General features: G+C 59.2%; 27 protein-coding genes. 14 read left to right on the top strand and 13 right to left on the bottom strand.

The genetic code is table 11. The annotated features are described in order from the left end of the window. The first annotated feature begins 28 nt into the window (after positions 1–28). The 7 genes from AC1DK3_RS11710 to AC1DK3_RS11740 are packed head-to-tail and all read left to right on the top strand — an operon-like array spanning position 29 to position 7,143. Positions 29–1,252, top strand: coding sequence for a quaternary amine ABC transporter ATP-binding protein (locus AC1DK3_RS11710; RefSeq protein ID WP_477192368.1), 1,224 nt, complete (start codon positions 29–31; stop codon positions 1,250–1,252). Further along, complete coding sequence (locus AC1DK3_RS11715; RefSeq protein ID WP_477192369.1) at positions 1,245–3,287, top strand: ABC transporter permease; 2,043 nt, start codon at positions 1,245–1,247, stop codon at positions 3,285–3,287. The genes AC1DK3_RS11710 and AC1DK3_RS11715 overlap by 8 nt, the downstream gene beginning before the upstream one ends. A gap of 8 nt (positions 3,288–3,295) precedes the next feature. After that, the gene (locus tag AC1DK3_RS11720) at positions 3,296–4,354 is read left to right on the top strand and encodes a flavin reductase family protein (protein WP_477192370.1); all 1,059 of its coding nucleotides are present in this window, start codon (positions 3,296–3,298) and stop codon (positions 4,352–4,354) included. Beyond that, on the top strand, positions 4,284–4,613 hold the full coding sequence (locus tag AC1DK3_RS11725) for a tautomerase family protein (RefSeq protein WP_477192371.1): 330 nt from the start codon (positions 4,284–4,286) through the stop codon (positions 4,611–4,613). Before AC1DK3_RS11720 ends, AC1DK3_RS11725 begins: the two co-directional genes overlap by 71 nt. 45 nt (positions 4,614–4,658) lie before the next feature. Further along, the gene (locus AC1DK3_RS11730) at positions 4,659–4,868 is read left to right on the top strand and encodes a tautomerase family protein (RefSeq protein ID WP_477192372.1); all 210 of its coding nucleotides are present in this window, start codon (positions 4,659–4,661) and stop codon (positions 4,866–4,868) included. A 10-nt stretch (positions 4,869–4,878) separates the two neighbouring features. Beyond that, positions 4,879–5,685, top strand: coding sequence for an alpha/beta fold hydrolase (locus tag AC1DK3_RS11735; protein WP_477192373.1), 807 nt, complete (start codon positions 4,879–4,881; stop codon positions 5,683–5,685). 9 nt (positions 5,686–5,694) lie between these two features. Beyond that, positions 5,695–7,143, top strand: a complete 1,449-nt coding sequence (locus AC1DK3_RS11740) for an NAD-dependent succinate-semialdehyde dehydrogenase (protein ID WP_477192374.1) — start codon at positions 5,695–5,697, stop codon at positions 7,141–7,143. Positions 7,144–7,179: 36 nt separating this feature from the next. On the opposite strand, the gene AC1DK3_RS11745 is transcribed toward AC1DK3_RS11740, so the two are convergent. From AC1DK3_RS11745 to AC1DK3_RS11760, 4 genes are all read right to left on the bottom strand, one after another. Further along, positions 7,180–8,667, bottom strand: coding sequence for an aldehyde dehydrogenase family protein (locus AC1DK3_RS11745; RefSeq protein WP_477192375.1), 1,488 nt, complete (start codon positions 8,665–8,667; stop codon positions 7,180–7,182). A gap of 21 nt (positions 8,668–8,688) precedes the next feature. Further along, complete coding sequence (locus AC1DK3_RS11750) at positions 8,689–9,918, bottom strand: D-arabinono-1,4-lactone oxidase (RefSeq protein WP_477192376.1); 1,230 nt, start codon at positions 9,916–9,918, stop codon at positions 8,689–8,691. Between the two features lie 318 nt (positions 9,919–10,236). Further along, positions 10,237–10,434, bottom strand: a complete 198-nt coding sequence (locus AC1DK3_RS11755; RefSeq protein ID WP_477192377.1) for a hypothetical protein — start codon at positions 10,432–10,434, stop codon at positions 10,237–10,239. Positions 10,435–10,460: 26 nt separating this feature from the next. Further along, complete coding sequence (locus AC1DK3_RS11760) at positions 10,461–10,769, bottom strand: hypothetical protein (RefSeq protein WP_477192378.1); 309 nt, start codon at positions 10,767–10,769, stop codon at positions 10,461–10,463. 339 nt (positions 10,770–11,108) lie between these two features. Here AC1DK3_RS11760 and AC1DK3_RS11765 point away from each other — a divergent pair, with 339 nt between their 5' ends. The 6 genes from AC1DK3_RS11765 (at position 11,109) to AC1DK3_RS11790 (ending at position 14,554) form a co-directional block, all read left to right on the top strand. Beyond that, the gene (locus AC1DK3_RS11765) at positions 11,109–11,354 is read left to right on the top strand and encodes a hypothetical protein (protein ID WP_477192379.1); all 246 of its coding nucleotides are present in this window, start codon (positions 11,109–11,111) and stop codon (positions 11,352–11,354) included. A gap of 205 nt (positions 11,355–11,559) precedes the next feature. Then, positions 11,560–11,787, top strand: coding sequence for a hypothetical protein (locus AC1DK3_RS11770; protein ID WP_477192380.1), 228 nt, complete (start codon positions 11,560–11,562; stop codon positions 11,785–11,787). Positions 11,788–11,822: 35 nt separating this feature from the next. Next, entirely contained in the window at positions 11,823–12,650 is an 828-nt protein-coding gene (locus tag AC1DK3_RS11775; RefSeq protein ID WP_477192381.1) for a transglutaminase-like domain-containing protein, read from the top strand. Between the two features lie 242 nt (positions 12,651–12,892). Next, complete coding sequence (locus tag AC1DK3_RS11780; protein WP_477192382.1) at positions 12,893–13,165, top strand: hypothetical protein; 273 nt, start codon at positions 12,893–12,895, stop codon at positions 13,163–13,165. Further along, positions 13,152–13,370, top strand: a complete 219-nt coding sequence (locus tag AC1DK3_RS11785) for a hypothetical protein (RefSeq protein WP_477192383.1) — start codon at positions 13,152–13,154, stop codon at positions 13,368–13,370. Before AC1DK3_RS11780 ends, AC1DK3_RS11785 begins: the two co-directional genes overlap by 14 nt. 125 nt (positions 13,371–13,495) lie before the next feature. Next, positions 13,496–14,554: an AI-2E family transporter gene (locus AC1DK3_RS11790; protein ID WP_477192384.1), complete on the top strand. Its 1,059-nt coding sequence runs from the start codon at positions 13,496–13,498 to the stop codon at positions 14,552–14,554. Here the strand turns inward: AC1DK3_RS11790 and AC1DK3_RS11795 are convergent. From AC1DK3_RS11795 to AC1DK3_RS11835, 9 genes are all read right to left on the bottom strand, one after another. Beyond that, positions 14,541–16,307, bottom strand: coding sequence for a metallophosphoesterase family protein (locus AC1DK3_RS11795; RefSeq protein WP_477192385.1), 1,767 nt, complete (start codon positions 16,305–16,307; stop codon positions 14,541–14,543). The genes AC1DK3_RS11790 and AC1DK3_RS11795 overlap by 14 nt on opposite strands. 56 nt (positions 16,308–16,363) lie before the next feature. Beyond that, positions 16,364–17,815, bottom strand: a complete 1,452-nt coding sequence (locus AC1DK3_RS11800; protein ID WP_477192386.1) for a GntP family permease — start codon at positions 17,813–17,815, stop codon at positions 16,364–16,366. 4 nt (positions 17,816–17,819) lie between these two features. Continuing rightward, positions 17,820–18,872, bottom strand: coding sequence for a patatin-like phospholipase family protein (locus tag AC1DK3_RS11805; protein ID WP_477192387.1), 1,053 nt, complete (start codon positions 18,870–18,872; stop codon positions 17,820–17,822). Between the two features lie 70 nt (positions 18,873–18,942). Then, positions 18,943–19,512 carry an HdeD family acid-resistance protein gene (locus AC1DK3_RS11810; RefSeq protein ID WP_477192388.1) on the bottom strand — a complete coding sequence of 190 codons (570 nt, stop codon included), beginning with the start codon at positions 19,510–19,512 and terminating at the stop codon, positions 18,943–18,945. A gap of 118 nt (positions 19,513–19,630) precedes the next feature. Further along, positions 19,631–19,930 (bottom strand): hypothetical protein, encoded by a 300-nt coding sequence (locus AC1DK3_RS11815; protein WP_477192389.1) that lies wholly within the window; start codon positions 19,928–19,930, stop codon positions 19,631–19,633. A gap of 287 nt (positions 19,931–20,217) precedes the next feature. After that, a complete protein-coding gene (locus tag AC1DK3_RS11820) occupies positions 20,218–20,466 on the bottom strand; it encodes a hypothetical protein (RefSeq protein WP_477192390.1) in 249 nt (82 codons plus the stop codon). A gap of 56 nt (positions 20,467–20,522) precedes the next feature. Next, positions 20,523–20,957, bottom strand: a complete 435-nt coding sequence (locus tag AC1DK3_RS11825) for a CBS domain-containing protein (protein ID WP_477192391.1) — start codon at positions 20,955–20,957, stop codon at positions 20,523–20,525. A 69-nt stretch (positions 20,958–21,026) separates the two neighbouring features. After that, positions 21,027–21,749: an SDR family NAD(P)-dependent oxidoreductase gene (locus tag AC1DK3_RS11830; RefSeq protein WP_477192392.1), complete on the bottom strand. Its 723-nt coding sequence runs from the start codon at positions 21,747–21,749 to the stop codon at positions 21,027–21,029. 49 nt (positions 21,750–21,798) lie between these two features. Next, complete coding sequence (locus AC1DK3_RS11835; RefSeq protein ID WP_477192393.1) at positions 21,799–22,629, bottom strand: cytidylate kinase family protein; 831 nt, start codon at positions 22,627–22,629, stop codon at positions 21,799–21,801. A 367-nt stretch (positions 22,630–22,996) separates the two neighbouring features. Here AC1DK3_RS11835 and AC1DK3_RS11840 point away from each other — a divergent pair, with 367 nt between their 5' ends. Next, positions 22,997–23,356, top strand: a complete 360-nt coding sequence (locus tag AC1DK3_RS11840; RefSeq protein WP_477192394.1) for an SPW repeat protein — start codon at positions 22,997–22,999, stop codon at positions 23,354–23,356. The last annotated feature ends 178 nt before the right edge of the window (positions 23,357–23,534 follow it).

Consider the following 23,534-nt stretch of genomic DNA (forward strand, 5'->3'; position numbering starts at 1 on the left):
AGGCGTCATCCGGCTTCGAGGGTTAGCAATGAAGTTATTTGCAACATGGAAAGCAGCCGTATCGGCCACCATTCCCGTTGCCGGAGGACCGATGTTTGCCTTGGCCGAAGGTTCCGCCGACGTCGACACTCTGCCTACACGATCCACTGAGGTGAAAGCGGCGCAGAGCAGCATCCCTGCGCCGCAAGAAAACTGGTCGGCGAAATCTGGGCCAATTCTTTCCTGCCGCGATCTTTGGAAGGTCTATGGCGGCGACGCGCGACGTGTTCGCGCGATCCTCGCGGAGGCGTCGTCGCGCGACGAGAAGATCGCACGCCTCATCGCCGAGGGGGCCAATCCCTCGGTCGCCGGCGTCAGCCTCGATGTCCGGAACGGCGAGATCCTGATGGTCATGGGGCTCTCCGGTTCCGGAAAGTCGACGATGGTGCGCTGTCTTTCGCGTCTGATCGAGCCTGAAGCGGGCGAAGTTCGCTTCGAAGGACTTGATCTCCTGCAGGCGAAGCGGGCTGACCTCACGGAAATCCGCCGCCGAAAAATCGGCATGGTCTTTCAAAACTTCGGATTGATGGGCCATCTGACGGCTATCAATAACGTAGCGTTTCCGTTGCGTGTTCAAGGCATGGCCCTCACCGAGCGGCTGGCGAAGGCGCGCAGCATGCTCGAACTCGTGGGGCTGGCGGGACGCGAGGACTGCTTCCCGCATCAACTTTCAGGCGGTCAACAGCAACGCGTCGGCATCGCGCGGTCGCTGATCACCGATCCCGATCTCTGGTTCCTGGACGAGCCCTTCAGCGCGCTCGACCCGCTCATTCGCAAACAAATGCAGGACGAGTTCCTTCGGCTGCAGGCGAAGCTTCACAAGACGATCATCTTCGTGACGCACGACTTCCTCGAGGCTGCGAGGCTTGGCGACCGCATCGCCATCATGAAAGACGGCAAGATCGTTCAAATCGGCTCGGTGCTCGATTTTCTCCTGAACCCCGCGGACGACTACGTCCGGAGTTTTGTTGCAGACGTGCCGGCGTTACGCGTCGTCAAGGCAGGCCAAATCGCGGTGCCGGTGAAAGAGCCGTTCAGCCCGCAAGGCGATCCGGTCGTCAATGCCGACGAGTCGATCGAGTCGACCCTCAAATGCTTCTTAGGCGGTGCGCAGCGGGTCGCAGTACGCAAGGCCGACGGGACCATGGCCGGCGTAATCGATCACAACCTCATAAAGTCCTTCCTGGGGCGAACGAACAGCGGTCATGCTTGAGGCGTTTCCAAATCGCCAGTCTTTGACTGCGCTCGGGTGCTTCGCGGCGCTCGCGCTGGCAGTTCTTGCCGTGATGTTCGGACGTGAGCTTTCGTGGCTCGGACAAGTACCTGCATCGTTCAGCTTGCCGGTCTCGAATTGGACCAACGCCGCTATTACCGGATTTAGCACCGAGTTTCGCACGCTGTTTCGCGTCGTCGGCGACGCGCTCAATTGGCAGCTGAAGGCGTTGCAGTCGGTGCTCCTCGATATACCGTGGAGCGTGATGGTCGTCGTTCTGACACTCGGCGCATTCCGGATTGCGGGACCCGGGCTCGCTGCGCTCACGGCTGCGACCTGCCTCTACATCGTATTTGCCGGGTACTGGAAGGAAAGCATCGCCACGCTCACGCTGGTGTCTCTGGGATTGCCGCTTGCCTGCATTTTCGGGGCGGCTCTCGGCATCCTCGCGCATTCGAACCGGTACGTGGCGGCAGCCGTCGATGCCGTGCTCGATGTCATGCAGACCGTTCCGGCGTTCGCCTATCTCACGCCATTGATCGTGCTCTTCGGCTTCGGGCCGGTGGCCGGGCTTGTCGCGAGCGTCCTCTTCGCGCTTCCTCCGATGACCCGCAACGTGAAGGTGGGTCTGGATCAGACGCCGCGCGAGACGATCGAAGCCGCCGAGATCGCGGGCTGCAGCAGGCTTCAGATGTTTGCACTGGTGCGTTTGGGGGCAGCGACGCGCCAGATTCTGATGGGCCTCAATCAAACCATCATGGCAACCCTCAGCATGGTAATCTTTGCCGCTGTCATCGGCGGTTTCGAGGACATCGGCTGGGAAGTTCTGCGTGCGGCTCGCCGTGCCGAATTCGGCAACGGCATTATCGCGGGGCTGGTCGTCACGCTGCTTGCCATTCTGCTCGATCGGGTCAGCGAGGCGGCGTTCGTGCGCGAGCGGCAGCCGCAAAGCAAACTATCCGGGAAAAGTTTCTGGGGACTGACTTTCCTCGCAGGTGCAATCGTCTGGGTCGCCATCGCGCCGCTGTTGCCGTCGCCTGCACAACTCTCGATGCGCGGCTATCTGGCGCCAGTTCTCAATGACTCCCTGATGTCCGTGAGCGTCTATCTCTCAACGGTCACAGCAACTCTGAAAAGCGTCATCACGACGTACTTTCTCCTGCCGCTCCGCATCGGATTGATGAGGACGATGACGCCTGCGATCTGGGGTTTCGAATTGAGCCCTGCGCTCGTGGCCATCTACGTCGCAGTCTTCTGCGGCTCGGCGTTGGTTTTGGCTTTCCGTCAACAGGTCGGCGTCGCTCTCGGCGTGCTGTTCACAGGGCTTCTGCTTTATACGGGCTTCACTGGAATGCCGTGGCTACCGCTGATCGCCGGGCTGACGCTGGTCGGTTGGTGGCTTGGTGGCATTCGCCTCGCCGCGATAACTGCTGGCGGCTTGATGGCGATAGCGGTCAGCGGTTTTTGGCCGTCGACGATGTTCTCGGCTTACCTGATGGCGGCGTCGATCATCACAGCGATCGTGCTCGGCGGTTTTCTCGGCGTGCTCGCAGCCGAATATGAGCCGGTATCGCGCACGATGCGGCCGGTGAACGATTTCCTGCAAACTATTCCGCCATTCGTCATCCTCATTCCGCTGATCATGTTTTTCCAAGTCGGCGATTTTTCGAGCTATATCGCGATCGTCGCTTACGCGATCGTGCCAATGGCCAGATACACGGAACAGGGGTTGCGGCATGTGCCCGCGACGCAGATCGATGCCGGCCATCTTGCCGGCTGCACTCCGCTGCAACTGCTCTTCCTCGTGAAATTTCCGGCTGCGAGGAGCGATATCATCCTCGGGCTGAACCAGACGATTATGGCGGCTCTCGCGATGCTGGCGATCGCCGCACTCGTCGGCTCGCGTGGTCTTGGACAGGACGTCTACATCGCGCTCAGCAAGGCCGATTCGGGGATGGGGCTGCTCGCGGGCCTGAGCATCGCGATGATTGCGATGATATCGGATCGCTTCATGCGGCGGATCGCGGTGCAATGATGGGAAGCATGCAGCAACCTCAACAGGATGGCTTTGTTCATCGCGCCGATTGGGTCGACGCGGAGATCTGCGATCGCCGGCAGTTTCGCGATCTGCTCGGCAGCTTCATGACCGGGATCACCGTCGTCGCGACGCGCGATGAGCAGGGCGAACTTCGCGCCTTTACCGCAAATTCTTTCACCTCCGTCTCGCTCGATCCCCCGCTCGTGCTCGTCTGCATCGCGAAAACGGCTTCGGGCTTGGAAGCGTTCGCACGCGCGGATACTTATAGCATCAACATCCTGGGTGACTGGCAGCGCGATCTCGCGAGTGCTTTCGCGTCGCGTGGGGCCGCCAAAATCGAAGCACTCGGCAATCTGAGCTCGGGCGATCCTCCGGTCCTTGAACGCAGTCTCGCTACGCTGTGCTGTACGCGCGAGCAGCTTGTCGAAGCGGGTGATCACATCGTTCTCATCAGCCGGGTACGCAGTTTCAAAGCCGGTGCCGGGCAGCCGCTGGGATATTTCAGAGGCGGGTACGTGGCCTTCGGCCTCGCGGAGCAGTCGCTCGAAAAATTAGGGGTGCCGCTGCTCGTCGGCGGACTTCTGGCGAATGACGGCCGTGTCGTTCTCTGCCGGCGTCCGGGGGCTTCCGAATTCGAAATTCCGTTGGCGCCGCTGCGTCCCGGCGAGCGCCATAGCAGCGTCATTCGCGATCTCTTCCGGCGTGTTGGCATAGAGGCCACTCCGCTCTTTCCCTACTCCGTCTTTCAGGAGCAGGGACAACCTCAAACGACGATGATCTTCACCGTCGAAGCGACGGCGCCTGTTCGGTGCGGAACGCTTCCCGACGGTACGGTGATCGCCGCATTCGGAGAGGCCGACGAACCGTGGAAGCTCGTCAACGGTGACATGATCGAAGGCATGCTTAGTCGGTTCTTTCGCGAGCAAGCCACCGGCAACTTCGGGCTTTATTGCGATACCGCGGACGGCGGCCGCATCGCTCCCATCGGCAACAATGCCCAGCATTGGAGCGAGTGGGAGCCCGATCACTCGACCTCGCGATCATCCACCGCTGCGCAAAAGTAGCACGCAATTCGAACGGCATAACGACAGGAGACTACGCATGCCCATTATCCGAGTTGAAATGTTCAAAGGGCGGACGCCTGATCAGAAGCAGCGCCTGGTGAAGGCGTTCACTGACACAGTCACCGACGTCTGCGGACTGAAGCCGCAAGCGGTGCAGGTGATTTTCCAAGACATGGACCCCGGCGATTATGGCGTCTCCGGCGAGCTCTTCTCGCTGCGCACTCCCGCGCCCACGGCGACGCCCGCAAAGTCCGGTTGAGCGTCGCAACGCAGAACATCGACAAAAAATTTCAGGAGACTTCCCATGCCGATCATTACGGTCGAAATATTTCCCGGCCGCACCAACGACCAGAAGCGCCGGATCGCAAAACGCCTGACGGACAGCATGGTCGAAATCTGCGGAGCCAAGCCTCAGGCCGTGCACGTGCTCTTCACCGAGGTAGATACCACCGACTGGGCCGTCGCGGGGGAGCTCTGTTCCGATCGCGCGTCCGAGCCAGCGAAATCCGGCTGAGGCGCGCAAGATGGCAATCGACTGCGATTACACGATCGAGGGCGAAGGTCCGGCCCTGTTTCTCATCCATGGCATCGGCGCGCGCAGAACCGGATTTGCAAAGATCGTCGATCATTTGAAAGAGCATTTCTTATGCGTTTCATATGACCTGCGCGGCCACGGCCAGTCTCCGATACCCGAGGGCCGCTTCGGATTGGACGATCTCGTCGATGATCTGGAGGCGCTTCGCAGCGAGCTCGGTATCGAGTGTGCGCATTTCGCCGGGCACTCGCTCGGCGGGATGATCGGACCGGCCTATGCCCGCCGCTTTCCGGATCGCGTTCAGTCGCTTGGGCTTCTGTCGACCGCCGCGTTCCGCACGGAAGACGACAGCGAGAAGGTGAAGGGTCTCGGCGTAATGCTGCGTGAGCAGGGAATTAGCGCTGTGCTCAACACCATGACGGCGCGGTGGTTCACGGATGAATTCGGTGCCGCGCGCCCGGATATCATCGCCCGGCGCGCCCAGCAGGTTCTCGATACGCCTCCCGAAATCTTCATGAATGTCTTCGACATTTATGCGGGGACGGAGATGGGACCTTGGCTCCACGAAATCACAGCGCCTGCGCTTGTCATTACCGGGGAGCTTGACGGTGGTTGCAATCCACGACTGAACCGCCTCATCGCCGATGCGCTTCCGAATTCGGAACTCGTCATTCTCGACGGCTTGAAGCATGCGATCACGCTCGAAGCCCCCGATCTTGTCGCGACCCACATGCTACGTTTCCTATTCAAACACACCGCAGACGGCGAAGCGAAGCAACGCGTCGCAGGACGTTAAGGGATCATCATGGCCGCCAATTCGTCGGACTCATTTGTCCATACCAAGCTTCTGATCGACGGTGAGTGGCGCGATAGTAGCGACGGCCGGAAGATCCGCGTTATCGATCCCGCAACGGAAGAGATATTCGGCTCCGTCGCGCACGCGACTGTGAGTGATCTCGAAGAGGCATTGGCCTCGACGGAAACCGGCGCTTTTGCATGGGTTGCAATTCCGCTTCCGGAGCGATCGAAGATCATTCGCAAGGCCGGCGAAACGCTGCGAGCGCGGGCGGCCACGATCGCGCCGCTGTTGACGCGCGAGCAGGGAAAGCCGCTCGCCGAGGCGCTTCTCGAAGTCAACTCGTCGGCCGACTTCATCGAGTGGTTCGCCGAGGAAGCCCGGCGTACGTATGGCAAGGTTATTCCTTCTCGTTGGCCACACGTGCGTCAACTTCTGATCAAGGAGCCGGTCGGTCCCGTCGCGACTTTCACGCCGTGGAACTTCCCGATCGTTGCAATCGTGCGGAAACTGGCGGCCGCTCTCGCCGCGGGTTGCCCCGTCATCGTCAAGGGCCCGGAAGAAACGCCGGCGTCTGTCGCCGAGGTCGTTCGCGCATTCGTGGACGCGGGCGTGCCGCGCGGCGCCGTCAATCTCGTCTATGGCGACCCGGCCGAGATTTCGCGTTACCTGATCAGCCATCCCGTCATTCGGAAGATTTCTTTCACAGGGTCGACGTCCGTCGGGAAGCAGCTTGCGAGCCTTGCTGGCCTCAACATGAAACGGGTGACGATGGAGCTTGGCGGACATGCTCCGGTCATCGTCACGGAAGACGCGGATATCAAGAATGCAGTCAGCACGCTCGCGCAAATCAAGTTCCGGAATGCCGGTCAGATCTGCATCGCGCCGACGCGGTTTCTCATTCATGAGACCGTCTTCGAGCGCTTTCTGAAAGGCTTCGTCCAAGCGGCGCAAGCCATCAAGGTTGGTAACGGTTTCGACGCAAGCACCCAGATGGGTCCGCTGGCGAACGAGCGGCGCATTCCTGCGCTCGCGGAGTTCGTCGCCGATGCCGTCGAAAGAGGCGCAGACTTGCGGACCGGGGGGCGCCGGATCGGCAACAAGGGCTATTTCTTCGAGCCGACCGTTCTGGCGCACGTGCCGATCAGCGCGCGCGTCATGAACGAGGAGCCGTTCGGACCGCTTGCGATCATCAATCCGTATTCGGATTTGGATGACGCGATTGCGGAGGCCAACCGTCTGCCTTACGGACTTGCGTCCTACGCTCATACCAAGTCCCTTGCGACGGCGCACGAACTCGCAAGCCGGATCGAGGCCGGGATGCTGACGATCAATCACAATGGCCTGAGTTTTCCGGAAGTGTCCTTCGGCGGCGTGAAGGATTCCGGTTACGGCAGCGAAGGCGGGCCCGATGCCATGGAACCCTATCTCAGCAGTCGATTTGTCACGATGGCCTGAGGCGACGTCGCCGCCGCGCCGCCTGCGGTACTGCGGTCAGTCTCGAAAGTCGAACCAAACGGCCTTCGGCTGGGCGTAGTTGCGCAGCGCATAGAGCGAGAGATCGCGGCCAAAGCCCGATCCCTTGAATCCCCCGAACGGCAATGCCGGATCGAGCGCATCGACGGCGTTGACGCTGACGGTGCCCGCCTGAAGCCTGGATGCAACGCGGTGAGCGCGGCTGAATGATCCGGTCCAAAGGGAAGCTGCCAAGGCATAGGGTGAATCGTTCGCCATGCGTATGGCGGCTTCTTCGCCGTTGAAGGGAAGAACGCAGAGGACAGGGCCGAATACTTCTTCGCGCACGAGTTCGGACGTCTCGGCGAGACCGGTGACGATCGTCGGCTCGATGAAGTTATCGCAGCCTTCGACGGTTTTCGTTACGCCTCCAAATATGCGGCCGCTGTCGCGTTTGCCGCCAGCGATCTTGGCAAGGACGGCGTCGCGGTGAGATGTTCCGATCATCGTTCCGGCTGGCGTTTCGGGGTCGAGTGGAGCGCCCGGTGAATACGCGAGTGCTTCTTTCCGAAGCTTTTCGACAAACTCGTCCGCGATCTTGTCTTCAACCAAGAGCCGGCTATTCGCCGAGCAAACCTGTCCTTGATGGAAGAAGATGCCGGCGGCTGCGGAACTTGCCGCGCGATCGAGGTCGGCGGTATCGGCGAACACGACGTTCGCGCTCTTGCCTCCGCACTCGAGGCTGATCATTTTCAGATTGGAGTGTGCGGAATATTCGAGAAATTTTTTGCCGACCTCCGTCGAGCCCGTGAACGAAAGCGCGTCGATGCCAGGGTGCAGGCCCATGGCGCGTCCCAGCTCGGCGCCACCCGTTACGACGTTGAAGACGCCTTCGGGAATTCCTGCTTCCACGGCCAACGCCGCCGATAGCAATGCGCTTCGCGATGATTTTTCGTCGGGCTTCAGAACGACCGAGTTACCGAGGATGAGTGCGGGCGCGACTTTCCAGAAGGCCGTCTCAATCGGGAAATTCCAAGGAATGACTGCTCCCACAACGCCGACGGGCTGGAGATTGATCGTGGCGAGGACGCCGGGTCCGACTGGCGCCGTCTCGCCGTAGATTTTGTCTACGGCTTCGGCGTACCACCGCAATGTCGTGGCCGAGCCTGGAACATCGCGCAGGAATGAATCCCGGATCGCCTTGCCGGTGTCCAGCGTTTCGCAAAGCGCCAGGCGTTCGCTGTTTTCTTCTATCAGCGCCGCGAGCTTTAAGAAGGCTTCCCGGCGTTTGCTTGGATGGCAACGCGACCAAGCTCCATCGTCGAAGCGCCGGCGCGCGACGTCGACGGCGCGATTCAGAAGTTCGTCATCGGCGAGGGCGAGCGCGTACTGCGGCAGACCAGTTGCCGGGTTCACGTGCTCGAGTGTTGCTGCATTCGGGGATGACACGAAGCGGCCGTCGACGAATGATCTTGCTTCGGCTTGAAAGCGAGCAGCGGCGTCGATCCATTCGGATTTTGTTTTCATTTTTGCTGATTTGACCCCGTGCTAACCGAAGAGCGGTTCAAGATAGTCGTTGAGGAACATGCCCTCGGGATCCATCTCGCGCCTCACGGATACGAAGTCTCCGTGGCGCGGATAGACACGCGCCAGCCGTTCGCGGTTTAGAAAGTGAATCTTTCCCCAGTGAGAACGCCCGTCGTACTTCTCGAAGATCTTGTCGAGCGCCCGAAAGAAGTTGAGATCTTCCTTGCCCATTCTGCCGGACGCAGAAATTGCGATGCGCGGACCGCCGTAATATTCGGAGAGATAATTATCGTCGCCGGCCGTGTAGCGCACCTCGCCGGGGACTGTCACCACCTCGAACAGATCGCGAAGCGTGGTTTTCACTTCTCTGAAGCATTCCACGCCGACGTCGAGAGGAACCATGTATTCCATCTCGTGGAAGTCGGGTGTGTAGACCTCGGGGTATATTCTGTAGCTCCGGTCGTATCGACGGCGTATCTCGTAATTTGAAAGCTCGCCCACATCGATCGGATTTGGATCGAAGATGCGAACGTAAGCGCAGTCGTCGAAGCGCTCCGGGTTGATCTCTGTCGGCACACCAAGCCACTTTACCGAAGGCGCCGACGTACACCAGAAATAGCCGAAATGTCGGTATTTCTTGATCATATCGTTTTCGATCTCGGCGGCGGCCTCATAGGGCATCAGGCCGACCCATTCGTGGAGATGATAGGCTTTTGTCACCTTCATCTTGACCTGCGTGACGATACCTAGAAGACCCAGGGACACGCGCGCCGCTCGCATCTGGTTTTGATTGCTGTCGTCGAGCGTGCGAACGGTTCCCGTGGCATCAACGATGCGCAGCGCGTCCACCATCGACGACAGGTTTTTTAAACTCAGGCCTGTGCCGTGAGTGCCTGTCGATATCGCTCCAACGATGCTTTGCGTGTCGATATCGCCTTGATTGCTGAGGCCGAGGCCGAGCTCCCACAGAGCGTCGCCGATATCGTGAATTTTCGTGCCGCCCCAAATGGTCGCGGTATTATTTTCGAAGTCGTGCGCGGCGATCCCCTTCAACTTATCGGTGCGGATGACGACGCCGGAGTTGGGTATGAGGGGCACGTTGGAATGGCCAGTTCCGGCCACTCGGACCTTCAAGCCTTTGTTCTTTGCGAACGTCACCGCTTTGACGATGTCATCCTCCGTCTGGGCGTCGGCGACGAAAGCGTTGCAGCTTTGATTGCCGTACCAGTTGGTCCACGTGCCGTGCTTCATTGCGTTACCTTCTAGGCGTTTCCCATCTCGCGGGCTCGCCGATTTCGATTGGAGAAATCGACGGACCGCGTCCCCGTGTTCGAAGTTTCAAAGCCCCTTCGTCGCCCCGAAGACAAGGATGAGGGAAAGGCTAAGCGTGAAACTCCGAGCCCGTAAAACGAATAATTCAAGATGTACAATTGGGCTTTTTGAAACTGTCAGAGTCTTTTCGGCGCATAGCGACTCGCCTACGGCGAGCCGGCCGCCATGCGCAGGCCAGAGGGCGCAGCAAAACGGCCCGCATCTCGATGCGAGCCGTATGAGTATCAGCCAAGAATGTTAGGACTGGTCGCCGTTAACGCTGTCGACTAGTTGCTTGGTCGTCTGTTGGACGAAGATATAGCGGCCGCCCACGAAGCTAATTTTCGTTCCCGACCGACCCGATTGATCAGCCCTCTCGAACACTTCAACGTTGTCGAAATTGACGTTGATAGCTTCGCCGGTGGCCAAGTCAGTGCATTCGAGAAACTTCGGCACGGGCACTCCAGCGGTCTAATTCGGCTTCACGACTTTGAAGTCGATCGCTTGGCCTGCTTAACGGGGCGTTCGGCGATGCTCTTTGTGGCGGTCCGCGTTTTCTTGACGGGCGGCGGTTCGAGAGCCTCGCGTGCAAGACGTTCGGCACGCAAACGTTGCGTCTTGGTCTGGACGGCGAGCCGTTCGGATTCGCGCTCCTGGATGGCCTGAATAGCCTCGCGTTGACGACGAAGCTTCGCTTCAGCAACTCTGGATTTTGCAGCTTCGCGATCGCGTTCGGGCTTTATGGCATCAATTGCCGCTTGATGCTGGACGGGCTTCGGATAGTTCCACATGAGCTATAAATGGGGGTTCGGGGTCGATTGTGCAATGCCAAACTGTCAGCTGGCTCTCGCGAGACGGCTCAATCCGCCCCGTTTCAATTGGTTCCCGAAAAGCGCATAGTTCGTTTTAAGGCGTAGGGAAACATCCACCTTTGCGCTTGAGCGGCAGCAAAAGCGCGCCAACGATTGGACGACTTCAGGGTCAAGCGGATCGGGCTAATCCCATCGCTTTGCTTCGATATTCGGTCAGGACACCCTGGCGGGAAGAGACTTATAACCGTACCTTCGTATCGACTTCGCCGAGGTTCTGTGCCCGGCCGCGTTCATAATGAAGGAAGCTGAGGACAGACAATGATTCACTGGAAGCCTGTCGGAGAATACGTCGAGCCCAATTGGGTCAAAATGGGAACGGCGTTGCCACCGACGCTTTTCTGGCGTCCCAAGCATGGAGCCATTCTCGGCTTCATCCGGGACGGCGAACTCTTCGACGCGAAGTGGCTCTATGTCTGCGACAGCAACAAGGTGACGGACTTCTCCGCCATCAACGCGCCGGGCGACAACATCATCGATCTGGATGCTCATCGAGTTCCGGCGTGATCGGTTAGCGTCTCGTTTGAGCATTGGATAATTGCATGTGCGTCGGCCGTTTCGTTCGTGCCGGCCGGCGCGCCGTTCGACTAAAAAAATAAAAAAGGTAGCTATACGCGCCACAACCGCGCAAGGTCATTCGATCATCGGCAAATTTCCGCCGGCGTCGATGGCTGAGAGATGCTCGTGCTCCCGCCTGCCCATGGAGGAAGCCATGTACGCCCGACCCCCGTTCACTCCCGATCAATTCGCACTTTGCTATCGTGCATATGCCGCGGCGTTACTCGACATTCAAAATCAACCGGATGAGCCGAACTCGGCGCCGCTGGCCGACAGCATGTGCCTCATGCTCGCCCTGCGCGTCATAGAGGCATCGGCGAACGGCGTGCGCGATCTTTCGGGTCTCAAACGGCACGCGCTTGCCGACCTAGCCCAGCATTGAACGCATCGAGGCAAGTCGAGTTCAGGGATGGTAAGATGAAGCTCCGGGTCGGTTACGAGCTGGACTACATGTTCCCTCAACCGACACCTGCCATTTTGATGCTCAACATCCATTACACGCGCGTTTCCGACCTAGCGACGCCGGACCACATCATTGTCAGTCCCTCGGTCCCGATCTCCGGCTATCGCGACGGGTTTGGCAATTGGTGCAGCCGGATCGTCGCGCCCGCGGGACGTGTGCGAATTTCGACCGATGCGATTGTGAGGGATTCCGGCCTTCCCGATCAGGTGATTGCCGATGCTTGGCAGGTTCCGGTCGAAGAGCTTCCCGAGGACGCGCTTGTTTTCCTTCTCGCCAGCCGTTTCTGCGACAGCGACCGGCTGTTGGATCTAGCGTGGAGTCTTTTCGGTCACGCGACACCGGGCCGGGGGCGGGTTCAGGCGATCTGCGATTTCGTGCATAATCATATCGCGTTTGGCTACGAACATGCGCGCGTCACGAGGACGGCTTCCGAAGCCTATGAAGAGCGTCGCGGGGTCTGTCGCGATTATGCGCACTTGGCCATTGCGTTCTGCCGAGCACTGAACATCCCGGCACGATATTGCACCGGCTACCTCGGTGACGCGGGTACGCCGCCGCCTTATCCGCCCGGAGATTTCGCGGCTTGGTTCGAGGTTTATCTCGGCAATCATTGGCACACGTTCGATCCGCGGAACAATGTTCCTCGGATTGGTCGAGTTCTGATCGCCCGCGGGCGGGACGCGGCAGACGTGGCGATTACGACGACGTTCGGTCCCAATACACTTGAAGGTTTTCGCGTGTGGACGGACGAAGTTGCTGACCGCGCGTTGCTGCCGACTTGATATGCAAAGCTCGGCTAGCGGCCGCGATTAGGTCTTATGGCGATAGGGTGCTAAAAGAACATTCCAGTGCATTTGAGGAGCGTCTATCGACGCGCCGAGGCTGCGCCTCACCCGAAACCAGTGATTTGAGGTTTAATGAAATTCCGGCCCTCGCACGGACGCGCCGTCGTTAATCAGCAGGCAGTGGGTTCTGGCGTGCCGCCCGATCGTCGTAGCTGCGAGATCCAGTTCGGATCGACATCGTGACAGGTGCATCGCGCCGCTCTTCGGTAAGCTTTTCCCGCCACTTCTTCCTCGATGGAATCGAAGGGAACTATCCGCCGGGTACTTACGCAATCGAAGTGTCTCAGGAGCCTGTCGAAGGCATGTCCTTCATCGGCTACAGGCGCGTAAAGACCACCATCGAATTGCCGTCGAACGATGCGTGCGTATCGCGGCAAATCATTGAGATTGAACCCGCCGATCTGGAAGCAGCTCTGGCGCGAGATGCGGAGGCAGGAAATGTCCAATCCTAGAGTGTCCATTCCAAAATTCAGAGTGGGGCAGACGGTCGATTTTTCTCCGTCGCTGCGCGGGCTCGCGGCCTCGGCGAGGCTCTACAAGGTTACGCGCGTTCTTCCGACGGACGGCGGCGAGCGCCAATACCGGATCAAGACGATCGCGGAAGCGTTCGAGCGCGTTGCCCGCGAGAGCGAACTGCTATCAGCGTCCGCCGTATGAAGTAGCTTCGGCGCGCGGTTGAAACTGCAACTGCGGAGAAGCAGCTACCCGGTGAATTAGAAAGTATTCAGACTTCGAACACGGATGACTTGACCGCCGGAAGCTGCAAGCTCAGAATCTCCCGTGTGATAGCTCCTGAACACTCGCCCCAGTCCCCGGCTAACCGTACGCTTCTTGCGATGCTCGGCGCGTGCACCGTTGTGCTGGTAGCCGGCGCGCTGTCGCTGGCGCAGTCGGTATTCGCACCGCTGGCTTTCGCTCTCTTCATCATGGCGATCGCGTGGCCGCTGCAGAAGGGTCTGCAGACTCGTGTTCCGCAGCTTGTTGCCCTCGCATTGACCATGATGGCAACCATTCTCGTGGTGTTCGTTTTTGCGTCACTGGTCGGCTGGGCGACGGCTCGCGTCGCCCGTTTCGTTGCCAGCGACGCTGAACGCCTGCATTCGCTTTATCGCTCGGTCGCCGGATGGCTTGAAAGTCATGGCATTGAGCTTTCCGGGCTGTGGGCGAATTATTTCAACGTCGACCAATTGATCCGCGTTGCGCAGCAGGTCACTGCGGGCCTCAATACGGCTGTCAGCTTCTCGGTCATCGTCTTCATCTACGTTTTGCTGGGCCTCTTGGAGGTGGACGACGCGCGCGTTAAACTCCAAGGCTGGAAGCACGGAAAAATAGGCGAAGTGCTGCTTGCCGGCGGCGCAAAGACAGCCGTCAAGCTGCGGCGGTACATGCTTGTACGGACGCTGATGAGCGTCGTCACGGGCCTGCTGGTGTGGGCGTTCGCATCGCTGGCGGGGCTGCCACTTGCGCCCGAATGGGGCGTCATCGCATTCGCGCTGAACTTCATCCCGTTCATAGGCCCGTTTATCGCGACTGTCTTTCCGACGGTGTTCGCGATGGCACAGTTCGAATCTTGGCAGATGACGGTTCTTGTGTTCGCCTGCCTCAACGTCATTCAATTCGTGGTGGGCAGTTATCTGGAGCCGCGGTTCGTCGGCAACGCGTTGTCGATTTCGCCCTTCGTCGTTTTGTTCGCGGTCTTTTTCTGGACCTTTCTTTGGGGTCTCTCCGGAGCCTTCATCGGCGTTCCTATCGTGATCGCTCTTCTCACGCTTTGCGAGGAGCATCCGTCGACGCGATGGATTGCCGATCTTTTCGGAGCGCCTCGAACTAATTGGGGGTAGGCGCCGCGACCGACAAATCATTGTCTGCCTTGAGATCGATGCGCTCGGGCTCGAGCAATGCGAGATTGCCATCGGCGCCAATGCAGAGATTGTGGATGTAGAAATAGGTATCCCGGTCGTTCGTCACGTCCATCACGGGCGATGGCGCCGAGACGATGACGAGGCCGCCGCAAAGACCGATCCAGTCGATATGGCGATGCCCGTGCATGACGATCGCTTTGCCTGACAGTCGCTGCATGCGGCGTACGAACCAGGTTCCGTTGACGAGCGCGGTGCCGATACGTTCGGACATTGCCTTCGCGGCCTTCGGATATTCGACCATGTGATGGTGGAGCGCGAGTATCCAACGGGCGTTCGGAAATTGCGCGGCGACCTTCTCTATGGCGCGGGTCTGCTCCTGCGTCACCAAGCCGAGCGCGTTTGTGAATGAGAAATGCGTCTCGGCGGTTGAATCGAGAAGTATGACGCCGATCCCATCCTCCTTGTCCGGAGGTAGCACCATGGGAAACGCCTCAGGCCACAGTCCCGCCAGATCCCACGACAGGCGCATTGTTCCCCGGTCTGAGAATTCGGCGATCTTTTCAGCGTGGGGCCTGAGAAATTCTTCCAGCGTTGCGCCAAGTTTTCCCGTCGCATCATCGACGACATGCACGCGATTGCCTTGCAGGCTCGCCATCGTCGAGAGCGCCCGGATCTCACGCAGACGCCGCTTGGGACTCGTCGGCAAATCCAGGCGRGCCGGATTGGCGCGGTCAACGACGTTGAGGTCGTGATTGCCGGGGAGGATGACCGTCAATGCCGCCAAATGCGGGTAAGGTGACAGCGCGTCGATGAATTCCGCCCATTCCGGTGAGCGTCCTGCATCCGTGATGTCTCCGGTGATCAGGATGATATCGAGGGGGCGGTCTCGATGTTGTGCGTCGAGCTTTGCCAGCGTTTGCTTCAGGCGTTCGTTGCCTCTCGGACCGGAACGTCCGCCCTCGATGCGAAAGCCGAATCTTTCCCCGACGACATGAATGTCAGACAGGTGTGCCACCCGCCAAATTCTCCCCGTCGCCGGAGCGGGTGGATAGCGCGGAAGATCGCGAGGCTGTGGCATCACGGTGTCCGCCAAACCCCAAACCAAGCCAGCGACGGCCAGATAGGCGGCGACGATGACGACGCTATTGTGAAGTGCGATGTGCGCAAGATTTGATGGGGACGAGAGATCAGCTAGCGATCCGGTCCAGCGCGTACCCGGCCAAGCGAGCGCGATAATCCATACGGACACGCCGCAGATCAAAAGGCCCGATATGGCGGCGCTGACGGCGCGTGCGATGTCGCGCGAGCGTTGGTCGACATCGGCCGGCAGAAAGCGCTCCGCGAATTGGCGCAGCCCTTCACGTGACAACGCATAGGCAGGTTGAACAGCGAGCGCGTTCAACGACCAGAAGTTTGCCTCGATCAGGCGCCACAGCGGCTTGCCGCCGAACCATCCAATGACAATAAGGATTGCCAAAAGGATGGGAGCCAACAGGCCCGTATAAATTTCAGCCGCTTTCGACGAGACGGAACTGATCCAGATCGACGCGAGCAGCGGCCCCGCTCCGAGCAACAAGGCCGGCAAGACAATCAGTATTGCCCAAGCGGCGATGAGTTTCGGCAGGCTTATTTCGGCCAATAGACTTCCGGCCAAAGAAATGAGCGTGCGCCGTTTGGTGCTTGATGCGTCGTCCTCGACATCACCCTGACGCGGGTCGACGATCGGGCGCATTGCCTTGTGCCTCCTATGCAACTGGATCCGCGCGTCTGCACGTGACATGGAACCCATCAGAATGTTCCAAACGCCGAGCCCAGAACAATCACTGCAGCCAAGGCAATGATTGCGCCGACGATTGCGACCATGACGATGTCAAAATAGCTTTCGTGATGCGTCGTTCCGCACACGGCGAGAAGCGATACGACCGCGCCGTTGTGCGGCAGGCTGTCGAGTGTTCCTGAGCCTATCACGGCGACGCGGTGCAGAAGCGCCGGATCAATCCCGTGCTGTGCGGCGAGAGCCATATAGGTCGGGCCGAGCGCATCGAGTGCAATCGTCAAGCCGCCCGACGCCGATCCTGTCAATGCGGAAAGAATATTGGTCGCGACGGCGAGGGAGACGAGCGGACCGCCACCGATCGATAAAACCCAATCTCGTACGACCGCAAACGCCGGTAGCGCCGCCACGACCGCGCCAAAGCCCACGAGGCTTGCGACGCTGAAGGCAGGCAAGACGGAGGCGTTGGCTCCCGCGTCGACGCTCTCGCGAAGAGCGGGCAGACGTTCCCGATTGATGAAGATCAGCGTCAAAGTCGCGGTGAAGAGCGCGACGACCACGGCCCACACACCGCCAACGGCCGAAAGAGATGTCGAACCCCACCGGGGATCGGCCAAGAAATCAGCGTTCAAGCGTGGCAGGACGAACATCGACATCAGAAAATTGACGCTCACGACCACGATCAAAGGCAACGCGGCCAAGGCGATTGGCGGCAAGGCTTTGCTGCGATGGCCCCGATGGATTTCGGCGGGATCGAATTCCCGTGCGGTCGTTGCGAGTTCGCGAACAAGTTCATTATTCACCGCCGCATCGACGTCCGCGCCCGGAGCGCCGCCGCTTTTATCGGCACGGCGTGCTGCGTTTTCGGCGCGACGGAGCCACCACAGGCCAAAGCCGAGCATGATGGCGGACGCAATGATGCCAAGGCCGGGAGCGGCGAACGGTGTGGTGCCGAAGAACGGCATCGGGATCGCGTTCTGGATCGCGGGTGTTCCCGGCAACGCGGACATGGTGAAAGTCGAAGTACCGAGGACGATCGCGGCCGGCATGAGCCGATGCGGAATTCCAGCGTCATGAAACAACGCTCGGGCCATCGGCGCCAATACAAAGAACGCCACGAAAAGGCTGACGCCGCCGTAGGTAACGATCGCGCCGGCCAGGACAACAGCGAGTATCGCGCGCTTCGCTCCCAGCTTCTTGGTCATGAAGCCGGAAATGGCGGCGACCGAGCCGCTGTCTTCCATCAGCTTGCCGAAGAGCGCGCCCAGCAGAAAGATCGGGAAGAACTGCGCCAGGAATTGCGCCGCGCTCCCCATGAATGTTTGCGTCCAGTTGGCGAGCAGCGGTTCTCCCGCGAATGCAGCGGCAATGAGGGCGGCTGCGGGGGCCAGCAAGAGTACGGTCCAGCCCCGGAAGGCAAAAAAGACGAGCAGGCCCAGGCCGATCAGGATGCCGACAAGACCCACAGCGTCATACTCCCTCGAGAAGAGTGTCGAGGTCGAAAGAGGACCGTTGGCCTAAGTTTTTTCCGTCCGTCTCTAGAAATGCTTCCGCCGCGCGGCGCCCTTCATCGCGCAGCATGCACAGAAACTGCCACTCGGCGTTGAGTTTGGAGGAATAGCCGAGCGCGACCATCGCCTTACTTGATATGCGATGAATGCGCATACCGGCCCAAAGTGCGCCCTCGCAGTCGCCAGCATTGGCCACCTGCCGCAAAATCGCAATCATACGCAACTCCTTCATCAGAACGGAATTGAACGAAACTTCGTTGAGCCGATTGAGAATATCGCGCGCGGATTGGGGTATTTCGGGCCGCTCGATCGGATTGATCTGAATAAGGATCGTATCTTTGGACGTGCATTCGCGGACGAGTGGTGTGATCGTCGGGTTGCCGGAATAGCCGCCGTCCCAATAGCTTTCGCCATTGATATCGACGGCCTGAAAGAGCGTCGGCAGGCAAGCGGACGCGAGGAGGACTTCAGGAGAGATATCGGCGTTTCGAAACACGCGGCCCTTGCCCGTTCGCACATTGGTCGCGGTGACGAACAGCTTGATCGGCGCACGCCCCAGCCGGTCAAAATCGATGTTTTGGAGCAGGATATCGTGAAGCGGATTCGATCCTGCCGGATTCAAGTCGTACGGCGAGAACAAGCGAGACATCAAATCCATCGCGACGAAAGCCGGCGACGTGTCGAGCGTCCAACGTCCGAGCATCACGTCGAGAGGCGTACGCTGGAAGGGGCTGAGCAAAGCCGCGTGCGATACGTTGCGCCAATATTTTTCCAGCGCGGCGCGCGCTCCCGCTGCGCCACCTTCCGCGTGGCCATCAACGAGTACGGCGGCGTTCATGGCGCCGGCAGACGTGCCGGAAATGCCGTCGATATCAAGCCAGCTTTCCTCAAGCAGGCGATCCAAGACTCCCCAGGTAAAGGCACCGTGAGATCCGCCGCCCTGCAAGGCGAGATCGATCGAACAGGACTCTCGGCCGGCTTTCCGGCGGGCGTTAGAATTTTTAGTCGCCATCGTCGCTCACGTTGGACCCAAAAACTCGTCGCCCGCCTGCCGGACCCGCAAGAAACAACTGCCGACGGCGTCACGCCGGGAGGGAACTTCTTTCCTGCCGCAAGCGGCCACCGAGCGAGATCCACCACACGCCGTGGAGCATGAGATCGATACCGACCAGAAGACCGAGAACCCACAAGCCGCTAACTGGCCATTGCGCGAGTATGACAAGACCCGCAACGATGCCGACTATGCCGGAGATGAGCAGAAGCGATCCGAACCATTCCCAGTACTGAAAGGCCTGGAAGATGCGTACAAATCCGGAGGCGATTAGCGAAATCGCGAACACAAAAGTGAGAATGATGGAGGCGCGCGCAGGGTCCGTCATGAGCATCAGCCCGCAGACGACGTACAGCAGTCCGACGAGAAGTCTGAAGGCGAAGCCGCGCCAATGCTGGGCGGAGAAGGCCTGAAACACCTCGGCCACTCCCGCGACGGCGAGCAGGATGCCGATGAGAAAGGCACTGATAACGGTCGCCGCAACGACATCGCCGAGAACGAAGAGACCGGCGAAAATGAAGATGGCGCCGACGAGAATAGCGCCCCACCAACTGGGATCTGCCGCTTCCGAACGCGTCTCGAGCATTGGTCTGGCTGTCATTACGAACCTCCCGAACTTCGAAAAAATCGCTGTTGAAACGGTTGCCTGTAATCGGCCTTCTCGTTTCGGGACGAGGCGCCGATCACAATCGCGACGATGAGGATGAGCTTGGAATTCGTTACTTATCGGTAGCGTCTGGCGAGGTCATTTTAGGTACCTCGTTGCTCATGGAGTTCGTTGCCGGGAGTTTCCCGTCGTCACCCATTCTGTGGGTGGTGCCATCCGTGCCGGTGCTCGAGCCTGTACCGGCGCCCATATCCGGAACGCGGTTGGTGACGGCGCCGCTCGCCGGAAGCTTGCCGCTGTCGCCCATGGTATGAGTTGAGCCGTTTGCGGCGGGCGTATCTTCAGCTGTTGCCGGGAGAGACGCCGCGCCCAAGAGAAGCGTGGCGGCCGCAGTCGCAAGAATATATTTCATCGTCTGGACTCCTTGGCTTTTCTCCAAGTGTCCCCCGTCTATTCCCCAGTATAGAGACGATGCGTTATCCGTCCTAAAAATTATTTTTTTAATGGCTAATAGCGTTAATCCGGTAATTGCCAACTCAGAGGAGCGATCAGATTTTGCGTTTTCCGGCGCAGTTGAGAAATTTGCGCGATTCCGGCTGTTGAGTATTCGCGTTCAACGGGGTGCAGCGCCTACGGCCGATTGGCTTGACGAATATCCGAGCGTTGGAGCGGGCGAAGGGAATTGAGCCCTCGTATCCGTCACGGCTGGCCCATCGTCAGCGCACTTTTCGCATCGTTCCGGACGGCTTCTAGCGCCAATATCGCATCGTCGACAAAACGATCAATCTCGGCTGCTGTCATCAAATGCGGAGAAATGGGTAGGTCAGCCACCCGGCTCATCGCGCTGGATTTCACATAGATTTGGACGAAAGCTGCTGTCGGATGGGCGTCGTCATCGCCCGCTGAAAAGTGAAACCCAAACCGACCTTTTGTTTCTTCGATTTGCATCTCGGGTCTCCCACAATCTTGGGCGGCCAGCGCTACAGAGGAGCCAGCCGGTATGCTCAGCGGCCCCCTTGGATGTAATGTTCGAGCTGCTCGATTATGAACTTTTGATCTGCGATGACGCATTTGACTAAATCGCCTATCGAAACCAATCCGATAAGGTTCGTGTGCTCAAGGACTGGGAGATGGCGCACGGCCTTCGCGGTCATGATCGCCATGCATTCTTCGACGGTTTGATCGAGTCGGGTGCAGATGATTGTCGTCGACATGATCTCCCGCACCAGCGTTCTAGGAGACGTCCGACCCTTCAACACGATCTTTCGCGCGTAGTCTCGTTCGGTGATGATCCCGGTGAGATTGCCACCGTCGATGACGACCAACGCCCCAATGTGATGCTTCGCCATCATCTCGAGTGCGGTCAGCACGGAAGCATCTGGATGAATATGGTAGACTTCACGCCCTTTCTGTTCGAGCACATCTCTTACGGTTGCCATCTTGCGTCACCTCTCGAGATCTTGCGGCAACCATCAACGGGTATCTCAATCTGCGGCCGTTACGGAGGCTCAAATGCCCCCTCCAGTGACTGCTAGGACTTGCCCTGTCACTCCGGCAGACGCGTCGCTTGCCAGAAACGCAACAGCTTGAGCAACATCATCACGTCTCGCCCAATGCTTAAGGTCTTTGGGCTTCATTGCGGCGATGTTGGATTCGGTATCTACGAGTCCAGGCGCCACAGCGTTGACCCGGATACCCACGTCACGACCTTCGAGTGCGAGCGTTCTCGTAAGCGCCTCGATGCCCGCTTTGGCGCAATTGTAGGCGACCATGTTGGCCTGAGGCAGTCCGGCACGGGCGAAGTTGATGATGGTTCCCCCACCACTATCCCGCATGCGGAGAAAGGCGGCGCGCGAGCACAAAAATGACGACAAAAGATTGTTGCTCATTTCATGCTGCCAGTCTTCCAAGGAGTGCTCTACCGCCGGTTTGTAACGTGTGAGCCCGCCCGCCAAGTTCACCAGAATATCGATGCGACCGTACTCCCGAATCATCTGATCGAACGCCTCGTTCACTTCTTGCTCGTTAGACAGATCGGCGGCCAGCGCCAGAACGCGAGCACCGCCTGAGCGTAGCTCGGCCGCTCGTGCCTCGACATTGGCTCGATTGCGAGCCGAGATCGCGAGACTCGCGCCAAGGTCAGCCAGCGCTTGGCATGCCGCAACCCCGATCTGTCCGCTCTTACTAACCCCCGTGACAAGAGCAAACTTGCCGTCCAACCCGCTCGCCATGGCCATCTCCTTTTACGTTGTCTCTCTAGCTCGGCGAGCAGATTGGCGGTCAGTCCTCATGCGGAACGAATGCAACATGGGTGACCTTGCTCTCGACCGTCGTCACACCTTCAACGCCCTGTAGCAAACGCACGGCTTCGACGATCATCTGTTCATCCGTCGTTGCTCCCGTGAGCAGCACCTTGCCGCTGAAAACATGCACGTCAAAGCAATTTTGAGCGGAACTGGCGCCGAACTGTCGCTCCACGGCAGTCCGCGCGCGAAGCGAGATGATCTGGTCCATCAGCACGCTGCGGGATCTTGCGGTCTCCTGAAATGTCGAGCTCTCCGCCAAGCGAACGATATGTTCGACGCAATCTGCGACCGGGACCCGCGCAGTATTGAGCACGATCGCATAGAGCGACGGATCCTCCCAGTCGATGCCGAAAAGCCTTTGTATTGTTCCATTGTGAGCAGCGTCGCTGCGCTCGATTTCCCGCCGTGCGTTTGCGGCGATGCCAACGCCGAGCCGCTCGATCAGGACACTTTCGCGAAATAACATCGGGGCGCAGATACGCACGCATATGACGTGCGGAACGGACTTCAGGAGGTAAGTGGCGCCCCAGCCCCTGATCAGCACGTTTCCCTTTGCCGCCAGTTCCAGGATTTCTTGAGCCGTATACCGGGACATTCGCTTGCGATCGAGCGTCCACCGCTCAAGCAACGACGTCTCGCCTTCGAGAAATCGATGCACCTCGCTTTCCGGCATGCCGGCTCGTTCGGCGATGTCATGCTCGACGATCTCATGGTGAACAATAGCGAGCCCCAATCGATTTGCGAGGCCCGCCGCAACTTCGCTTCCGCGCGTCGCCGTTTCGCGCGTCATGGCAATGACAGCCATCGTATCCTCCTTTGCGGCATCGCGTGCCGGAGGATGTGCTTGCAGGCCCGACGGGCCGCCAAGCAGCAATACAGGTACTTAGAACTCGCGCTCGCCGCTCAATGGATCCATTCGGCAGAATTTTAGGCCGTTGTTTGCGCCCTAGCAACTCGCACGGAGTGCGGTGGCAAGGTTACTGACGCTCACCCGGGCGGACCGATTCACACACAATCGGCTTATTGCATTGCGGTAACGCGGGCACGATTGATCAAATTTTTTCCGATTCCGGCTGCCGCGTCCTTGAACGCGCCAGACGGTCAATTACTTCAAATACACAGATGCGAATTCCCCTGATGGGACTCGCGATGTCAACCAGAGGAGGTTGGCAATGGATGCAAAGCAAAACATCACAAGCGACTGGCAGGACTCGGTCAACGTCCTGCTCGGAATAGCGCTGTTCGTCTCACCTTGGGCGCTAAGCTATGCAACGGATGGCAACGCAGCACTGAATGCACACATCGTCGGGGCCGTCATCACGTTGTTGGCTCTGGCGGCTCTGTTTGCCTTCCGCGTCTGGGAGGAGTGGATCAGTGCCGCCTTGGGCGCCTGGCTGATCGTAGCACCGTGGGTGTTGAACTTCAGTGGCCATGCGGTCGCGACGCGTACTAGCATAGTGATCGGCATCGCCGCCATCGTGCTAGCGCTGTGGTCGGCGAACGAGCACACCTCAGGGCATATGAGTGCCTGACGTTAAAGGACGAGGGAGCGGGCTGTTCATAGGCATACCCGTGGTGCCCTTATCGCGTCCGAATTTTGAATACGACCGAGACGCGTAAGGAGTTCTTTTACGTATGGCGAAAAGAAGCCGCCTGACGGCGGCTCTGAGACTGTCCCGGAATCGGTTTTGTTGAGGATCATGCTGCTTA

The sequence above is a fragment of the Hyphomicrobium sp. 01T421 genome, from assembly GCF_056398805.1.